General features: G+C 53.9%; 13 protein-coding genes. 11 read left to right on the forward strand and 2 right to left on the reverse strand.

All coding sequences use genetic code 11. The annotated features are described in order from the left end of the window. Positions 1 to 564: 564 nt before the first annotated feature. The gene (locus A6M21_RS19405; protein ID WP_066665989.1) at positions 565 to 876 is read right to left on the reverse strand and encodes a DUF6922 domain-containing protein; all 312 of its coding nucleotides are present in this window, start codon (positions 874 to 876) and stop codon (positions 565 to 567) included. 329 nt (positions 877 to 1,205) lie between these two features. Continuing rightward, positions 1,206 to 1,415 (reverse strand): nucleotidyl transferase AbiEii/AbiGii toxin family protein, encoded by a 210-nt coding sequence (locus A6M21_RS19410; protein ID WP_427854581.1) that lies wholly within the window; start codon positions 1,413 to 1,415, stop codon positions 1,206 to 1,208. 326 nt (positions 1,416 to 1,741) lie between these two features. Here A6M21_RS19410 and A6M21_RS00715 point away from each other — a divergent pair, with 326 nt between their 5' ends. From A6M21_RS00715 to A6M21_RS00765, 11 genes are all read left to right on the forward strand, one after another. Beyond that, on the forward strand, positions 1,742 to 2,506 hold the full coding sequence (locus A6M21_RS00715) for a DeoR/GlpR family DNA-binding transcription regulator (RefSeq protein ID WP_066666081.1): 765 nt from the start codon (positions 1,742 to 1,744) through the stop codon (positions 2,504 to 2,506). Between the two features lie 143 nt (positions 2,507 to 2,649). Next, positions 2,650 to 3,675: a type I glyceraldehyde-3-phosphate dehydrogenase gene (gene gap / locus A6M21_RS00720; protein WP_066665991.1), complete on the forward strand. Its 1,026-nt coding sequence runs from the start codon at positions 2,650 to 2,652 to the stop codon at positions 3,673 to 3,675. Between the two features lie 534 nt (positions 3,676 to 4,209). Further along, on the forward strand, positions 4,210 to 5,007 hold the full coding sequence (locus tag A6M21_RS00725; protein ID WP_066665992.1) for a methyltetrahydrofolate cobalamin methyltransferase: 798 nt from the start codon (positions 4,210 to 4,212) through the stop codon (positions 5,005 to 5,007). A gap of 90 nt (positions 5,008 to 5,097) precedes the next feature. After that, on the forward strand, positions 5,098 to 6,957 hold the full coding sequence (locus A6M21_RS00730; protein ID WP_066665993.1) for a histidine kinase: 1,860 nt from the start codon (positions 5,098 to 5,100) through the stop codon (positions 6,955 to 6,957). Positions 6,958 to 6,959: 2 nt separating this feature from the next. Then, on the forward strand, positions 6,960 to 8,579 hold the full coding sequence (locus A6M21_RS00735) for a response regulator (protein ID WP_066665994.1): 1,620 nt from the start codon (positions 6,960 to 6,962) through the stop codon (positions 8,577 to 8,579). Positions 8,580 to 8,784: 205 nt separating this feature from the next. Continuing rightward, entirely contained in the window at positions 8,785 to 10,065 is a 1,281-nt protein-coding gene (locus tag A6M21_RS00740) for an ASKHA domain-containing protein (protein ID WP_066665995.1), read from the forward strand. A gap of 22 nt (positions 10,066 to 10,087) precedes the next feature. After that, on the forward strand, positions 10,088 to 10,411 hold the full coding sequence (locus tag A6M21_RS00745) for a DUF6951 family protein (protein ID WP_066666082.1): 324 nt from the start codon (positions 10,088 to 10,090) through the stop codon (positions 10,409 to 10,411). Between the two features lie 394 nt (positions 10,412 to 10,805). Further along, on the forward strand, positions 10,806 to 11,807 hold the full coding sequence (locus A6M21_RS00750; RefSeq protein WP_066665996.1) for a uroporphyrinogen decarboxylase family protein: 1,002 nt from the start codon (positions 10,806 to 10,808) through the stop codon (positions 11,805 to 11,807). A gap of 15 nt (positions 11,808 to 11,822) precedes the next feature. Continuing rightward, complete coding sequence (locus A6M21_RS00755; protein ID WP_066665997.1) at positions 11,823 to 13,073, forward strand: L-lactate MFS transporter; 1,251 nt, start codon at positions 11,823 to 11,825, stop codon at positions 13,071 to 13,073. A 159-nt stretch (positions 13,074 to 13,232) separates the two neighbouring features. After that, on the forward strand, positions 13,233 to 14,462 hold the full coding sequence (locus A6M21_RS00760; RefSeq protein ID WP_066665998.1) for a CdaR family transcriptional regulator: 1,230 nt from the start codon (positions 13,233 to 13,235) through the stop codon (positions 14,460 to 14,462). Between the two features lie 325 nt (positions 14,463 to 14,787). After that, positions 14,788 to 15,930 (forward strand): glycerate kinase, encoded by a 1,143-nt coding sequence (locus tag A6M21_RS00765; protein WP_066665999.1) that lies wholly within the window; start codon positions 14,788 to 14,790, stop codon positions 15,928 to 15,930. The last annotated feature ends 2 nt before the right edge of the window (positions 15,931 to 15,932 follow it).

The raw sequence follows: 15,932 nt of genomic DNA on the forward strand, positions 1-15,932 counted from the left end.
ACAAATGGGTCCACCCCATTCGGGCATCGGCGGCGACGACGGAAAACACGGCCTGGAAGAGTTCCTGCAGACCCATGTGGTTTATTTACAGTACAACCAGCATGTGAAGTAAGAGCGTTCATTGACGCTGTTTTAAACGACAAAGAACCTCTTGTTAGCGGCATTGATGGCCTTCAGCCGGTTCTAACCGGACTGGCTGCTAAAAAGTCATTTGAGGAAGGCAGGCCTGTTTCGCTTGAGGAAGTCAATCAATGACCGGCATGGTTTACTGGAGGGGCTATTACAAAAGCACCGGGATTAAACTGCTCCCGGTGCTTTTGATTCAATCACGCCGGCGTTTTTAAGCGCCTGGCAATCCTGGGAGTGTAAAAACTTTCATGTAAATGGTTTATCCTCTAAAACATAAAACCATCTTAGTTAGAATCAAGCAGGCAGCCTTTTACATGGAGGAGGGCCAGTGTTAGCCTGTTTTGGCGGGAGACCAAAGCGCGTAGCGTGGAAAGGTAGTCCGGGTGTCAGATGATTTTTTGAGGTAGACCTGCTTCGTGTTTATCCGGAGCAGGTTTACCCTCCCGCCATACGCCGGCAGCGCCATTTATCGCCAGGCAAAGCCGTTTTTTCAACCGCCGGCTTTTCAACAAATACCAGTTCCCAGAGTTTGCGGGCGTTTTCCGGTAAAGACCGGAGCCCGTAATAATCCTCCAGGAATGTTTCGCGCACTCTTTTCTCACCGTAATGTTCAAACAGCCATAATATTTGCTCCCATGACCCGGTGGAAAGAGTAGTTTTTATGATAAACTTAAAATCCCTTTCGGGATCAATGGTGTCAAAAAGATAATTCCGGAAAAGTGGTGCAAGTAAAGATGGCAGTATCAAGAAAAGCGCCCCCGATCCAAAGTAACTTCAAATTATCGGCCGTAATATGTGGTAAGGAAATGGGACTTCAATATGATATTGGCCGCTAGTTACTTTGTTTTATTACATGTTTGTTTAAATAGTTTTCGACCATTGATTTAAAATAATTTTCAATCTCATTTGGCGATAGCGATGAAAAAAGTAAATTCGGAGCAACGTCTTTATCTTCCAAATCTTTCATATAAATGATTTGTTCCAGAAACAAACGGGTCGAGAAGACATTTTCGTGGTTAATTATATACTTTTTGTTTGCACTGGATATTATTTCCTCTAAAGTTATTATTCCTAACTTAAATAGATAGTAAATATCCAGGTAGTCCCTTATTGTTGCCCTCCGTCCTAAAAAAGTCAAGGTCAAATGACCTGCGGTGCTTCAATTGCAGGGCCAGTCCGGTGCCGCCGGCTAGATAGAAATCCTTCGCTAAAAAACTCTCCCCGATTTTTCTGCAAACTTGCCATCCATTCCGGTCAAGAACAGAATCCGGATTTTCCGTCAACATAAAAATCACCTGGTAATATTATAACCTGAAAACAACCGTCCGAAAAGAAAATTCTGCCAGATATGCAAAGAGCCGCGTCCGGTTTTCCGTTATAACAAGCTATGTGGCCGGTGTTATGTTCCCGGTTCCGCTCATGACCAGCAAGCGGATTCTTTTCTATAAAAATTTTGTTCTAATAAACACGAATTTAGCAGGAACTTGTTGGTATATGCAGAATATAATGTTTATATAAACACAAAATATGTTTAAATGTTCAATAATGGCTAATCTGAAGGAGTGTGACCATTTTAAAAGAGATGAGTTCACCTGATACAGGAGGAAGATGCATAAGCGCCGGGCGTCAAGAAAAAATTTGCTTTTTGCTCCAGGAACACGGGAACCTGACTGTTACGGAGTTGGCTCATCGTTTCGACGTGTCTGAAATGACCATTCGCCGTGACTTGAAAGCGCTGGCCAATCTGGGTCTGGTGCAGCGCGAACACGGACGGGCGCTCTACCCCCCGGCTTCTTCCGGTGCCCGTTTTCTCACCCGGTTGGGAGAAGCTGAACGGGAAAAAACCTTAATCGGCAGGCTGGCAGCGGATTTAGTGGCCGAAGGAGACTCGATTATCCTGGATGCCGGAACAACCACTTTGGCCGTTGCCCGGGCATTGAAAAAGCCCTGTGTAACCATTACCAACTCATTGCCAATTAGCACCGTTTTGCTGAACCGTCCGGAATTGACCCTGTTTGTTACTGGAGGTGAGGCGCGCGGGACCACTTATGCTTTGGTGGGACCAATGGCCAAAGCCGCCTTTGCAGATTTTAACGCCGATAAATTATTCCTTGCCGCTACCGGTGTGAGTATCGAGCGTGGCTTATCGACCGGCAACATGTTGGAATCCGAAGTCAAGCAGGCGATGATCGCCGCTGCCGGGCAGGTAATTCTTGTCTCCCACAGTGAAAAATTCGGCCGGGTATACTATCATACCTTTGCCCAGTGGGACAAAGTGGATATTCTGGTCACTGATTCCCGGTTGCCGGATCATACCCGGCAGGAGCTTGAAAACCTGGGAGTTGAAGTTCTTTTAGCCGGGCTGGAAGAAGATTAGCTAAAAAAAGTACTGGTTTTTATCAGTTGGTGTCCTGTCCGGGGCATTCTTTCAGTTAGCGAAAAACTATCCTTAGTTAAATAGTTTTTATACTGCCGGTGCCGCTGAAAAAAGGTATTCAATTACTACAGGGGGAATTTGGAATGGCTGCGAAAATCGCCATTAACGGTTTTGGACGGATTGGCAGGAATGTGCTCCGGGCTATGATTAAGAGAAACCTGATTGAGCAGGGAAGTCCCGTCGGGATTGTTGCCGTAAACGACCTGACCGGTCCGCAAACCCTGGCCCATTTGCTGAAATACGACTCGGTGCACGGCGAGTTGGCCGCCGAAGTGGCTTGCACCGAAAAAGCCATTTTAGTTAACGGTACTGAAATCAAAGTTTGTGCCGAAACGGACCCGGCTAAACTTCCCTGGGGCGAACTGGGCGTTGACATTGTCATTGAATCCACCGGCCGTTTCACCAGGGGACCTGATGCCTCCAGGCATATCCAGGCGGGCGCCGGGAAGGTGATTATCTCCGCCCCGGCCAAAGAGGTGGACGTCACCATTGTCATGGGTGTAAACGACCACACCTATGATCCGGCCAGCCATCATATTTTATCCAATGCTTCCTGCACCACCAACTGCCTGGCCCCCTTCGCCAAGGTGCTGCATGAAAAGTTCGGCATTGTCAAGGGCTTGATGACCACGGTGCACTCCTACACCAATGACCAGCGCATTTTGGATTTGCCGCACAAGGATCTGCGCCGCGCCCGGGCCGCGGGGCAGTCGATCATCCCTACCACCACCGGTGCCGCCAAAGCAGTGGCGCTGGTGCTGCCTGAGCTGAAGGGCAAGTTGAACGGTTTGGCCATGCGGGTGCCCACCCCCAACGTGTCGGTGGTGGACCTGGTTGCTGAGCTGGCTGTACATACCACTGTGGACGAGATTAACGCTGTTCTGAAAGAAGCTGCCGGGGGCGCTCTGAAGGGAATTCTGGCCTTCAGTTCCTTGCCGCTGGTTTCCCGTGATTTTAACGGCAACCCACATTCCTCCATTATTGACGGTCTCTCCACCATGGTGATGGCAGGCAATATGGTCAAGGTGGTGTCCTGGTATGATAACGAGTGGGGTTATTCCAACCGGGTGCTGGATTTGGCCTTGCTGGTAGCTGCACGACTGGGGTAGCGGTCACGGTCATTCCGGCCGGCGGGGGAAACGGTGACGCTGGTCAGCCAGAGTGCCTAAACTAAGGGAACGTTAGCATTGTAAGATTAAGCCCACTACCTCCTTCTTCAATATAAAGGGACTATGGCAACGCCATGGTCCCCCTTTTTTATGGCATATTGTAAACGCTAAGGTTTTAGAACGGAAAATCGATATGATGCAGGCTATTCCTTATGTTGGCATGACTAACCCGGGGCCGCCGGCGCAAAATATTGCTTAATGTAGCAAGTAGAGAGTATTTGGCACTTGCTTGTAACATTATTTAGCAAATCCATATCTTGTGATGAAAATGGATGGTGCTGCACCGGTAGCATGAGAAGACAAGAAAGCAAACACATGTAAATAATTTCGCCTTGTCCGGCAAGAAAATTTGCAATAAACTAAAGACGAGCAAAAAACCTTTAAGACAGGAGAGGAATAAATTATGGCAATTCTTGATGAAATCAAAGCGGCCCTGATGGTTGGCAACATGAACAAGGTCAAGGAGGACGTGGCATGCTGATTGTCGGCGAATTGATCAATTCCAGCCGCAAGGCCATCGCCGCGGCCATTGAGACAAAGGACAAACTGTACCTGCAGGAACTGGCGAAAAATCAAGCGGATGCCGGCGCCAATGTGATCGATGTCAATTGCGGTACCAACTTCGGTACGGAAGCGGCCATGATGACCTGGCTGGTGGACACCGTCCAGGAAGTGGTTGACGTTCCCCTGTGCATTGACAGCCCCAGTCCAGAGGTGCTGGAAGCGGGCCTGTCCCGTTGTAAGGGCAGGGCGCTGGTCAACTCCATTTCAGCTGAAAAGCAGCGCTGGGCAGAAGTGCTGCCGTTGTTGACAAAATATAAAGCCGCGGTGATCGCCCTTTGTATGGATGACTCCGGCATGCCCAAATCGGTGGCCGACCGGCTGCGTGTGGCGGAAAAGCTGGTGCCGGAACTGGTGGCGGCTGGTGTGCCGGAAGAGGATATTTACCTGGATCCGTTGATCAAGCCGCTGGCGGTGGATGTCGCCCATGGTCCGGAAGCGCTGGAGAGCACGCGGTGCTTGCGGGAAAAATATCCCCGGGTGCATGTGATCAGCGGCCTGTCCAACATTTCCTATGGATTGCCCCAGCGCCGGCTGATCAACCGGGCTTTTGCGGTCATGTGCATGGCCATGGGTATGGATGCCTTTATCCTGGACCCCCTGGACCGGCAGCTGATGTCCCTGCTGATCGCCGCCAACGCTCTGGCCGGCCGGGATGAATTCTGCCTGGAGTATATTGCGGCGGAGCGTTCCGGCAAACTGTTCGTTTAATCTCTCTCCCCGGGTTAATTATATAGGTCCGGCTGCGGCAGGGGCAATCCCCTGCCTGCGGCTTTTTCAAAACTGTAGGAGTGAGACGCCATGAGGTCTTTGATCAAGGCTTCGCTGGAGGAAATAATTGCCTCCAGTATCACCGGCAACGCGGTCAAAGTGAGGGAGGAAGTCCGCCGGGCACTGCAAAGTGGTGCGGAGCCGGCCCTGATTATTTCTGACGGCATTGTCAGGGCCATGGATGTAGTCAGTGAAAAATTTGAGCGCAGTGAAATTTATGTCGCGGATCTGATCACTACCGCCCGCGCCATCCATGCCGGCATGCAGGAACTCAAACCTTTCATGCTCAGCAGCCAGGTGCAGGCAACCGGGCGGGCTGTAATCGGGACGGTGCACGGGGACATACATGATATCGGCAAAAACCTGCTCGGTATTTTGCTGGAAGCCTCCGGTTTTGAAGTGACTGACCTGGGAGTGAATGTGGCGCCGGGCAGCTTTGTGGAAGCGGTGATCAAGCACCGTCCCCATGTCGTGTGCCTTTCCGCATTGATCACCACAACCTTGAGGACGATGGAAGAAACCATCAAGGCGCTGGAGGAGGCCGGACTGCGTCAAAAGGTGAAGATAGTCGTCGGCGGCGCCCCTTTGTCGGCCGCCAGGGCGAAAAAGATGGGCGCCGATGCCTACGCGCCGGACGCCACCGGCGCTATTCCGCTGATCAAAGAGCTTACCGGCGTCAACCGGAAGCGGGTGGCCGCCCTGTCGCCGGCCACTCTGGCCCATTTCCCGGGTGAGGGGTCACTGGAAGAACTGCAGCAATCTTTTGCTTCCCTGTCCGGTTTGCATCTGGTCATGCTAGATGCCGGCGGCAACCTTCTTTCCCCCCCGGGGCGGTTTTTTGACTGCTCCCGCTTTTGCCACGCCCTGGACGACCGGGGGGGTGCAGTTTGTTCCTCCGTTGAGGATTTGACCACATTTGTCGGCCGCTTTAAAAAAGCCTTTGTCTACCGTTGCCGGGCCGGACTGGTGGAGATCTCCTATCCCCTGGCCAACGAGGACGGCATGGTCGGCGCCATCCTCTGTGGCCATTGCCGGCTGGCCGGTGACAGTCCATCCGGGGAGGAAGAACCGGCGGACATACCGGTTCTTTCCCTGGAGGAACTGGAGGCCGTCTGCGGGCTGCTTTCCTTTATCGCCGCGCAGGTTGTGCAGCTGAATGCCGTGCTGGTGGCCAAGCAAGAGGTGGAAGAGGAGCGCAACAGCTTTATCCACTTCCTGCAGAATCAGCACAAGCTGGAACAGGCACTCGGGGAGGCGGAATTAAGAGCCCTGCAATCTCAGGTCGGTCCCCACTTTCTTTTCAATTCCCTGAATACTATTTCCCGTCTGGCCCTTTTTGAGGAGGCGCCGGAAACGGAAAAGATGGTTCGCGCTCTGGCCAGGCTGATGCGCTACACCCTTTACCAGGTGAAGAGCCTGGTTACTGTGCGGGAAGAACTGGCCATCGTGCAGGATTATTTGTTCATTCAGCAGACCCGTTTTAGTGACCGGCTGGCCAGCCAAATAGACGTGGAACCGGCGCTGCTGGAAGCCCGTTTGCCCTGTATGATACTGCAGCCGCTGGTGGAAAATGCCGTCATTCATGGCCTTGAGCCCTTGAAAGAGGGCGGCCGGGTTACGATCAAGGGCCGGGTTGTGGGCGGCCAGGTGCATATGGAAGTCTGCGATACCGGCATCGGAATGACGGAAGAATTGCAAAAGGAAATATTTGATCTGGAAGTAAGGTCCGGGGACCGGGGTCAGGTGAGCGGACTGGGTATAGTCAATGTTTTCCGCCGCCTGCAGCATTATTTTGGCAGCGACTGCGCCTTGAATGTGCAGAGCAGGCCCGGGGCCGGAACCAGTGTCCAGCTTACTTTTCCCTTTTCCAAAGCAGAAAGGGGGAGTTGAAAATGCTCAAGCTGCTCCTGGCCGACGATGAACCGCTGGAACGGCTGGCCATCCGCCGCGTGCTGGAAAAAGAACGCCCCGCCTACCAGATCGTTGCCGAATGCGGGGATGGCGCCGAAGCGGTGGCACTGGCGCGGGAACTGCAGCCAGACGTGATGCTGCTGGACGTAAAGATGCCGGAAATGGACGGCCTTGAGGCCGGCAGGGCCATCCGCGAATTGCTCCCCGGTGCGCGTCTGGTTTTTGTTACGGCCTACGATGAGTTCACCTACGCCCGGCAGGCGATTACCATGGGTGCCTCCCAGTATCTATTAAAGCCGGTGGCCGGGGAAGAAATGATCTCCATGCTGGACGATTTGGCCGGAGAGATTGCCCGTGAGCGTGCGGACCGGCAGGAAACCGAAAACCTGAAAGCCGCCCTGGAAGAGATGCTGCCCCAGATCCGCCTGGGGTTTGCCCTGGATCTGGTGGCCGGTAACATTAAACAGGAAGAAATCCGGGCGCGGGCGGAATTTTTAGGCCTTAACCCCCTGCCCCGCCTGGTCCTGCTGGCGGCAGTGGACAATTTTCATGCCGGAACGGAGAATATGCCGGAAATAGAACGGCAGTTCCTGAAAAAAAAGATCTTGCAGATTATTGAACGGGCTGTTTCCCAATGGCCGGGTGCACTGGTGGCTCCTGGTTTCAGGGATGAATTTCTCTTGCTTGTGCCCGTGGAGCACATATCAGGCCGGCAAACCGTCCGGGAAACTGCCATTCGCCTGGGGGAAAAGCTCTGCGATTTGATCCGCCGGCAAACGCTTCTGACGGTAACGGTTGGTGTGGGCCGGCCGGCGGATAGTCCGGCCGGGCTGACCCGTTCCTACGCCGAAGCGGCGGCGGCCGTCGAGTACCGCGTGCTGTACGGCGGGGATCAGGTTATTCACGCTGATGACGTTACTGTTCGGCCGGGTTATCGCCAGCATTTCGCTTCCCCGGCGGAACAGGAACTGGCCCATGCGGTGCGGCTGGGGGACAAGGACGCCGCCTGCCGCCAGCTGGCCCGTCTGATTGCGGAAATGATGCTTAAACAGGAAATGCGGCCGCCGGTTTTAAAGATGAAGCTGCTGGAGTTGGGCAGCCTGGTTACCCGTGCGGCGCTGGAAGGCGGTGCCGGTGCGGAGGAAACAGCCGGCATTTTCCTGGCCGGCAGCAGTGAGTTCATGAGCCTGGAATCACTGGACGAAGTGCGGGCCAAAATGATTGAAAAAGTCGGCCTGCTGGCGGACAAGGTGGCGGAGGCGCGGGAACACCGCAACAGCAATTTAATCCGCCGGGCCGTCAAGTTTATTGATGAAAACATGCACCGGGATCTTTCCCTGGAAGAAGTGGCCCGGCAGGTTGATTTGAGCCCCTGCTATTTCAGCCGCTTGTTTAAAAAAGCGCAGGGAGAGAATTTTTTGGATTACCTGACCCGTTTGCGGTTGAAGGCGGCCAGGGAACTTTTGTTGACTACCGGTTTGCCGGTGACGGAAATTGCCGCGCGGGTGGGTTACCGTGATTACCGCTATTTCGGGCAGGTCTTTAAAAAACTCGAAGGGTGTACGCCCACCATCTTCAGGGGAAGAGGAAAACACAGTTAATGGACCACCGGTGCGTGTGCACGGGAATCAGCTGATCCGTTTTGGATGATCCGGATAAAGCAAAGTAATGACAAATGCAATGAACAGGAAATAGGGGAGCTGGCCTATTGGGGGTTTTCCGGTCACGCGGGAAATTGACCGGGTCTGCTTATGAGTAGATCCGGCGGACACATCGCGGCAAACTGGCTTAAAGGAAGTGGCAGCAGTGAGCAAAAACAAAGTAACATTTCTGCCCGGCCGGGTTGAGGTGCATGTCGACTCCGGCGTCACCATCATGGAGGCCGCCATTGAGGCGGGGGTGGAACTGGAAGGACCCTGCGGCGGCCAGGGGACCTGCGGCAAATGCCGGGTACGGCTGCCGGAAAACGGGTCGGAGCGGTGGGTGCTGGCCTGCCGGACCGCTGTAACCAGTGATTTGGTGGTGGAGATTCCCCGGTCGGAGGTGTCCCTGTACCGCAAAAGTGAACTCAGCCGGACTGAAATAAATGTTATTCCGGAGCCGGGCGTACGGAAAATTCTCTGTCAAACCCGGCCCCCTTCCCTGGAAAACCAGGTGGCCGATGCCGAACGCCTGCTGGCGGCATTGGGCGACGATAATCTGGTTCTGCAACTGGCCGCCCTGCGCGTCCTGCCCACGGCCATCAGAGCAAAAAACGGCCTGGTCACCGCCGTGCTGGCCGGCGACCGGGTGCTGGCGGTGGAGGCGGGGGATACCAGCCGCCGTTTATTCGGCCTGGCGGTGGACATCGGTACCAATGGGGAGATCGTTCTTGCTGTCCAGGGCCGGTTGATGACCTGTTCCACCGCCGCCGGGCCGGCTTTCGAAGGGGCGCAGATCCGCCACGGCATGCGGGCGGCCGCCGGTGCCATTGAAGGCATGACCGTTGATCATGACGTGCACTTGAAGGTAATCGGGGACGTTCCCGCCCGGGGCATCTGTGGCTCCGGTCTGATGGACGCGGTGGCCGGACTGGTGCGGGCGGGCGTGATCGAAAGCGGGGGCAGAATGATTTCCCGGGATGAGGCGGGGCATCTGCCCGGCGCCCTGCAGCGCAGGCTGGAAAGCGAAGCGGGCGGGAATTGTTTTGTCCTGGCCTCGTGGGAAGAAACCGGGGCTGAGCCGGTGCTGTTGACACAAAAAGACGTACGGGAACTGCAGCTGGCCAAGGCTGCCATCCGTGCCGGCATTGAGATCCTGCTGGATCAGGCGGGACTGACCGCCGGCGACATCGACCGGGTGCTGCTGGCCGGGGCATTCGGCAGTTATATCAATAAGCACAGCGCGCTGTCCCTGGGGTTGTTGCCCCCCGTTTCCCCGGAGCGGATTTATCCGGTGGGCAATGCCGCCGGGGCGGGGGCCAGGCTGGCCCTGCTTTCGGCTGAAATACGGCAAAAGGCCGCCGCTCTGGCGCGGCGGGTCGAGCATGTGGAGCTCTCGGCACGGCCCGGTTTCCAGGACCGGTTTATCGATGCCTTGAGTTTTTAAAAAGCTTTTTGGAGGCATGAAAATGGTTAAAGGAATCATTAAAAGCGGAGTATGTGGTTTCACCATCAATGCGGAAGCGGAGTGTCAGGACGGCCGGCATGTGCAAATAAAGATCGCCAGCGACTGTCCCAACTACCGGAAAATCGCGGCCGAATTGTCGGAAGTGGACGCCTACCAGGAACTGTTTCAAAAGTTGCATCTCGGAACCGTCTACCAGACATTTGCCAAATACAGCCCGCACCCCGGTTGCCCCGGCCCGTCCGGCCTGCTCAAAGTGATCGAAGTAGCCGCCGGCCTGGCCCTGCCGCAGAAGGCTTCGATTGAAATATGGAAGGAAGATGCGTAAGGGCCGGGCATCTATACCACTGACGGCGGTAACATTTTGGAACAGTATGCTTATTGATGTAAAATCAGCATAGGCGGTATGCAAGTGATTCTAAATGGAATCACTTTTCTTTTTTAGCGCTCAATCAGGCTGAAAATTGGATATTGACTAAATGGCATATTAATTGCAACTTTTCTTATCTGAGACTTTTAAATAATTGTCTCCCGCCTGTTATGCAGCGGTAACTGGCGTCGGAAAAATGCTTCCCGAGATGGAAAGAATATTCCGCTAAAGCCAGTTAAAAACTATGGAGGTGTTTTATCATGACCATGACCCCACGCGAAAGGGTAATGACGGCCCTGGCCAAAGGAATACCGATCGGGTACCCTTTGTAGAGAATGATGTGGAGGAACCATTGCAAATCCAGATCATGGGCCGGGACGATTTTACCCCGGTGGAACTATGTGAGACCCTGGGATTGGACGGCTTTGGTTACCATTATCCCACCGGCGGCGCTGCCGGCACCGGTCAGTCCATGCAGGGCGGCGATGCCTTTCACGAAAAGTATTACCATCCCACTAAAGTGACTTTTGACTTTTTCCCGCCCTGGGTAGCTAAAATGGGTACGGATGCTGACGGTCGAAATTTTGTCGAAAAAGGCCTGCTGGTGGATGAAGCATCATTGAAACTTTTTGACCAGTATTTACCCGATCCGGATCATCCGGCCCGCTATGAACAGATTGCCGACTGGATAGCACGTTACAAAGGTAAATATGCAGTTTTTGCCCGGATCCGCCTGGGCGCCGCATCAACAATCAACAGCATGGGGCTGGAACAATTTTCCTATGCCATTTTTGACAACCCGAAATTGGTCCATGAGGTCCACCGGCGCTTTTCCGAGTGGTCGGCACGGGTGGTTGAACACTTAAATGAACTCGACTTTGATTTCTTCTGGGCCAACGACGATTTGGCCGATAACCGCGGCCCCTGGTTTTCACCGCAAATGTTCCGGGAATTCCTTCTGCCCCACATGAAAGTGGTCGCTCAGGCGATCAAAAAGCCCTGGATCTTTCACAGCGACGGCAATCTTTTCCCTATTATGGACGACCTGCTTACTTTGGGAATGAGCGCCGTTCATCCCATCCAGCCGGGGCTGATGGACATCGGCAGGATGAAGCGTGATTACGGCCACCGCGTCTGCCTGGTGGGCAATATCGACCTTGACTATACCTTGACTCTGGGTACTCCGGAAGAGGTGGATGCCGAGGTTAAGGAACGGATCCGGGTGGCCGCCCCGGGGGGTGGTTATATCTGCAGCAGCGCCAACAGCTTGCCGAGCTATGCGAAGCTGGAAAACGTCCTGGCTATGCGGGATGCCATCAAGAAATACGGCCGCTATCCAATTGAGCTGGACTAGATGGGGGTGCATGCGATGTCCACATCAAGGCAAACCGGTGCGGGGAGGGCCTGGGCGGTTACTTTCGCCGGGGTTGGCATAAACCTGTGTCTCGGGGTTGTTTATTCCTGGAGCGTTTTTGCCGCCGCTTTGATCAGCCAGCTTGGTTGGAGTAAGACAGCTTCGGTCATTCCCTATACCATCGCCTATGTTGTTTTTCCCATCATCATGGTGCCGGCCGGATGGCTTGTCGATAAAGCCGGGCCACGCCGGGTGGCCACCATCGGCGGTATCCTGGTCGGTCTGGGCATGATCCTGTCGGGCCTCCTCGGCAATTCCCTTCAGACTTTAACCATTACGTTTGGTGTAATCGTCGGGAGCGGCATAGCCTTTGGTTATGCCGCCGCCACTCCGGCGGCCGTCAAATGGTTTATGCCGCACAAGAAAGGGCAGATTTCCGGCCTGGTGGTGGCCGGTTTCGGTCTGGCCTCGGTGTATATCGCCCCGCTGACCAACTCATTGATCAAGTCTTTTGGTGTTATCCACACCTTTTATGTGGAAGGCATGATCTTCCTTGCCGTAAGCGTCATTTTGGCCCAGGTACTTGCTTTTCCGCCGTCCGGACATCAGCCTCTCGGCGGTCCTCCGCCGGCCACAAAGGCCGCAACAGATGCTGCCTCCGGGCGCAGTTTCGCACCCGTGGAAATGCTAGCTACACCTCAGTTTTATCTGATTTGGATTATGTATGCCTTTTCCGTATCCGCCGGCTTGATGATTATATGCCAACTGGCCGAGATCGCCAGGATTCAAGCCGGTTTGAACTGGGGGTTCGTTTTTGTGGCGGTGCTGGCCATAGCCAATGCCGGCGGCAGGGTTCTGGCCGGCTGGCTTTCCGATCGGCTGGGACGCAGCAGAACTATGCTGCTGGTTTTCCTGATCCAGGCAGCAAATATGTTCATGTTTGCCACTTACCGGTCTGCTCCCGCACTGCTTTTGGGCTCCGTTTTGACCGGTTTGGCCTACGGCTCCCTGCTATCCCTGTTCCCGTCAATCACCTACGACTATTACGGGTTGAAGCATGCCGGGATTAACTACGGACTGGTCTTCACCGCCGTGGCCGCTGGCTCTCTGATCGGACCGGTTGTCGGCGGCAGAATGGCCGACCTGTACAAGGTTTATAATAATGCCTACATCATTTCGGCTGTTCTGCTTTTGCTGGCCGCAGTGATGACCCTGCTGATCAGGCCGCCCAAACAGATGGCCGCGGATACCATTGCCAAAATGTAGCATTGCCGACTGATTAACCGGTCCTTTGCGATCACGCGATCTTTAGATGGTAAAGCCCCCGAAACTGCTGTGCAAAACATTTTCAGACTGACATTTTTAGACTATAATTATCTTTAGTGCAAGATTGATGCGCTGATTTCCGGCAAATGAGGTTCTAAAATGCTGTTGACTCATGAACTGACGCAGCCCATTGTGGACAAAACAATGGCCATTATTAAGAAAAACATTAATATCATGGATCACCGGGCGGTGATTATCGCCAGCGGGGATCGCGATCGCCTGGGCAGCTTTCATGAAGGGGCCGCACGGGTTATTGCCAATGGCCATTCGATGGAAATCTCCACCACAGATATGAATGTCTTACGGGGCGTACGGCCGGGGGTGAACCTGCCCATTGTCTTTGGCGGGAAAATTGCCGGAGTGGTTGGCATTAGCGGCGACCCGGAAGAAGTCCGCTCCAGCGGGGAACTGGTACGGGTTGCCGTAGAATTGATGCTGGAACAACTGGTGCTGAAAGAACAGCTCAACCTGGAAACAAGGGCCAGGGAAAGCTTCATGCAAGAGCTGCTGGCCGGTGAAAGCGGTCCGAATGAAGCCCTTTTTTTAGCCAGGGCGTCCATTTTGTCATATGATTTACAGATACCCAGATATGCCATTGTGATCGACGTGGACCGTTTCGGCCGGGTGGTGGAGGAAAAGCTTTCCTCCCGGGATGATATGCGGACCGGGGAACTGGCCTTGCAGCAATTAAAAGAGGGTATTTTTCACACCATTGAAAGGGCTTTCTCCATATCCGGCAAGGAGTTGATTGCCTTTGCCGGTGGAGATAAATTTGTGGTGCTGAAAGACAGCAAGAATTGGCGTATAAACAAACAGCAAAAGCAAGAAGTACAAATGGTAATCAAAAAAGTAATGGATGACATTTATCAAGATACCGGTTTGACTGTGACGGTGGGGGTGGGAAAGCTATACGGGGATTATCGTCAATATGCCCAATCATACAAAGAAGCTCTGGCGGCCATTGACACCGGTCAGCGCCTGTGGGGACGGGGTAAGGCCTACTGGGCGGAAGACATGCCGGTGGAAAATTTGCTCGCCATATTGCCCGGAAAGGTGTTGCGTGACTACATGCAAGAGGTGCTTGGACCGTTGTTGAAAGAAGGTGAGGCCAGGCACCTGGATGAAACGCTCAATACACTGGAAGCCCTTTTTGAGCACGGTCTCAATGTTACCCGGGCGGCGCGGGCCTTGTTTGTACACCGCAACACGGTCATATTCCGTCTGGAAAAACTGGAGGAGTTAACCGGGTATCGTCCGTCCCTCTCCTTTCAGGATGCACTGAAATTGAAACTGGCCATAGTGGCATGGAGATATTTGCAAGCGGAATAATGGAGCAATATAACGGATAGCAGGGTGCTCTGCCCGGGCACCTTGTTTTTTTATGCACTTTGCACAAAAAATAATTTGGAGAGCAAAGAAACATTGGATTTTATGTAAAAGGTGAATTTAATGAAAAGACAGAAAAACTAGGCATTAATCACTTGTGTTGGATGATATGTCTGGCGCTATACCTGGAGGGCAATGGAAAAATTATACCAAAAAGAAAATTAACCAGGGAGGTGGTATATGCCTTAACGCTCCAGATAAAGGGGGTTAACTATATGTTACAACGTGCTTGTCCAAAATGCAAAAAATCTGTTTTGGAGGAAACTGGATGCTGTTCATAGTGGCCCCGGACTCATTCAAGGGCAGTCTCAGTGCAGTTGAGGCGACGCATTATATGGAACGGGGGATTAAAGCTGTTTTTCCGCAGGCTGTAGTAAAGAAAGTTCCCCTCGCCGACGGGGGTGAGGGTACAGTCGAGGCAATAATAAACGCGGCCGGCGGCCGGCTGTTGGAGGCAGAGGTGACCGGACCGCTCGGCCGGCCGGTAAAGGCTGTTTACGGGGTGCTGTCAGACGGCATAACCGGGGTGCTGGAAGTGGCTTCGGTTTGCGGGTTGCCACAGGTACCGCCGGAGCGCCGTAATCCGGAATCAACCACCAGCTTGGGGGTGGGGGAATTGATTCTGGCGGCGGTGGCTGAAGGATGCCGGCGGGTGATTGTCGGCCTTGGTGGCAGCGCCACCAATGACGGCGGCATCGGGATGGCGGCGGCCCTGGGCATACGCTTTCCGGACGGAACCGGCCGCCCGCTGGAACCCCGCGTAAGCAACCTGGCGCAGGCGACCGGGATCGATTATTCCGGTCTTGATCAACGGCTCGCCGGTGTTGAAGTAACCGGTATATATGATGTATCTTCTCCTCTTTACGGACCCCGCGGCGCATCGGTTGTTTTCGGCCCGCAGAAGGGGGCCACGCCGGAGCAGGTTCAACGTTTGGATACATTACTCCGCCGCCTGGCGGAATTAATCCGGCAGACTTACGGAATTAAGGTGGATGACCTGCCCGGCGCCGGTGCGGCCGGCGGTCTGGGCGCCGGATTGGCGGCCTTTTTGGGCGGCCGGCTGGTGCCCGGCAGTGATATGTTGCTGGAATTATGTAAATTAGATGAGTTTATAACCGAAAATGAGGTTGATCTGGTCATTACCGGTGAGGGGGAAATTAACCACCAAACTGTTTTGGGTAAAGTTCCGGTAAGTGTGGCCCGCCTGGCGAAAAAACACAACCTGCCGGTGGTGGCGCTGGTTGGAAGCATCGGGCCGGGGTATACGGAAGTTTATCAGCACGGCATTAATGCCGTATACGGCATAATCCCCCGTCCCATGGAACTGTCGGAAGCGATGCAAAATGCGGCGGTGCTTCTGGAGGAGGCGACGGTGCGGTTGATGCGCTTATGGCGGCTAGGTTGCGATTGAAA

It is taken from the genome of Desulfotomaculum copahuensis (assembly GCF_001655685.1).
In the GTDB taxonomy this organism is placed as follows: Bacteria; Bacillota; Desulfotomaculia; order Desulfotomaculales; family Desulfovirgulaceae; genus Desulfotomaculum_G; species Desulfotomaculum_G copahuensis.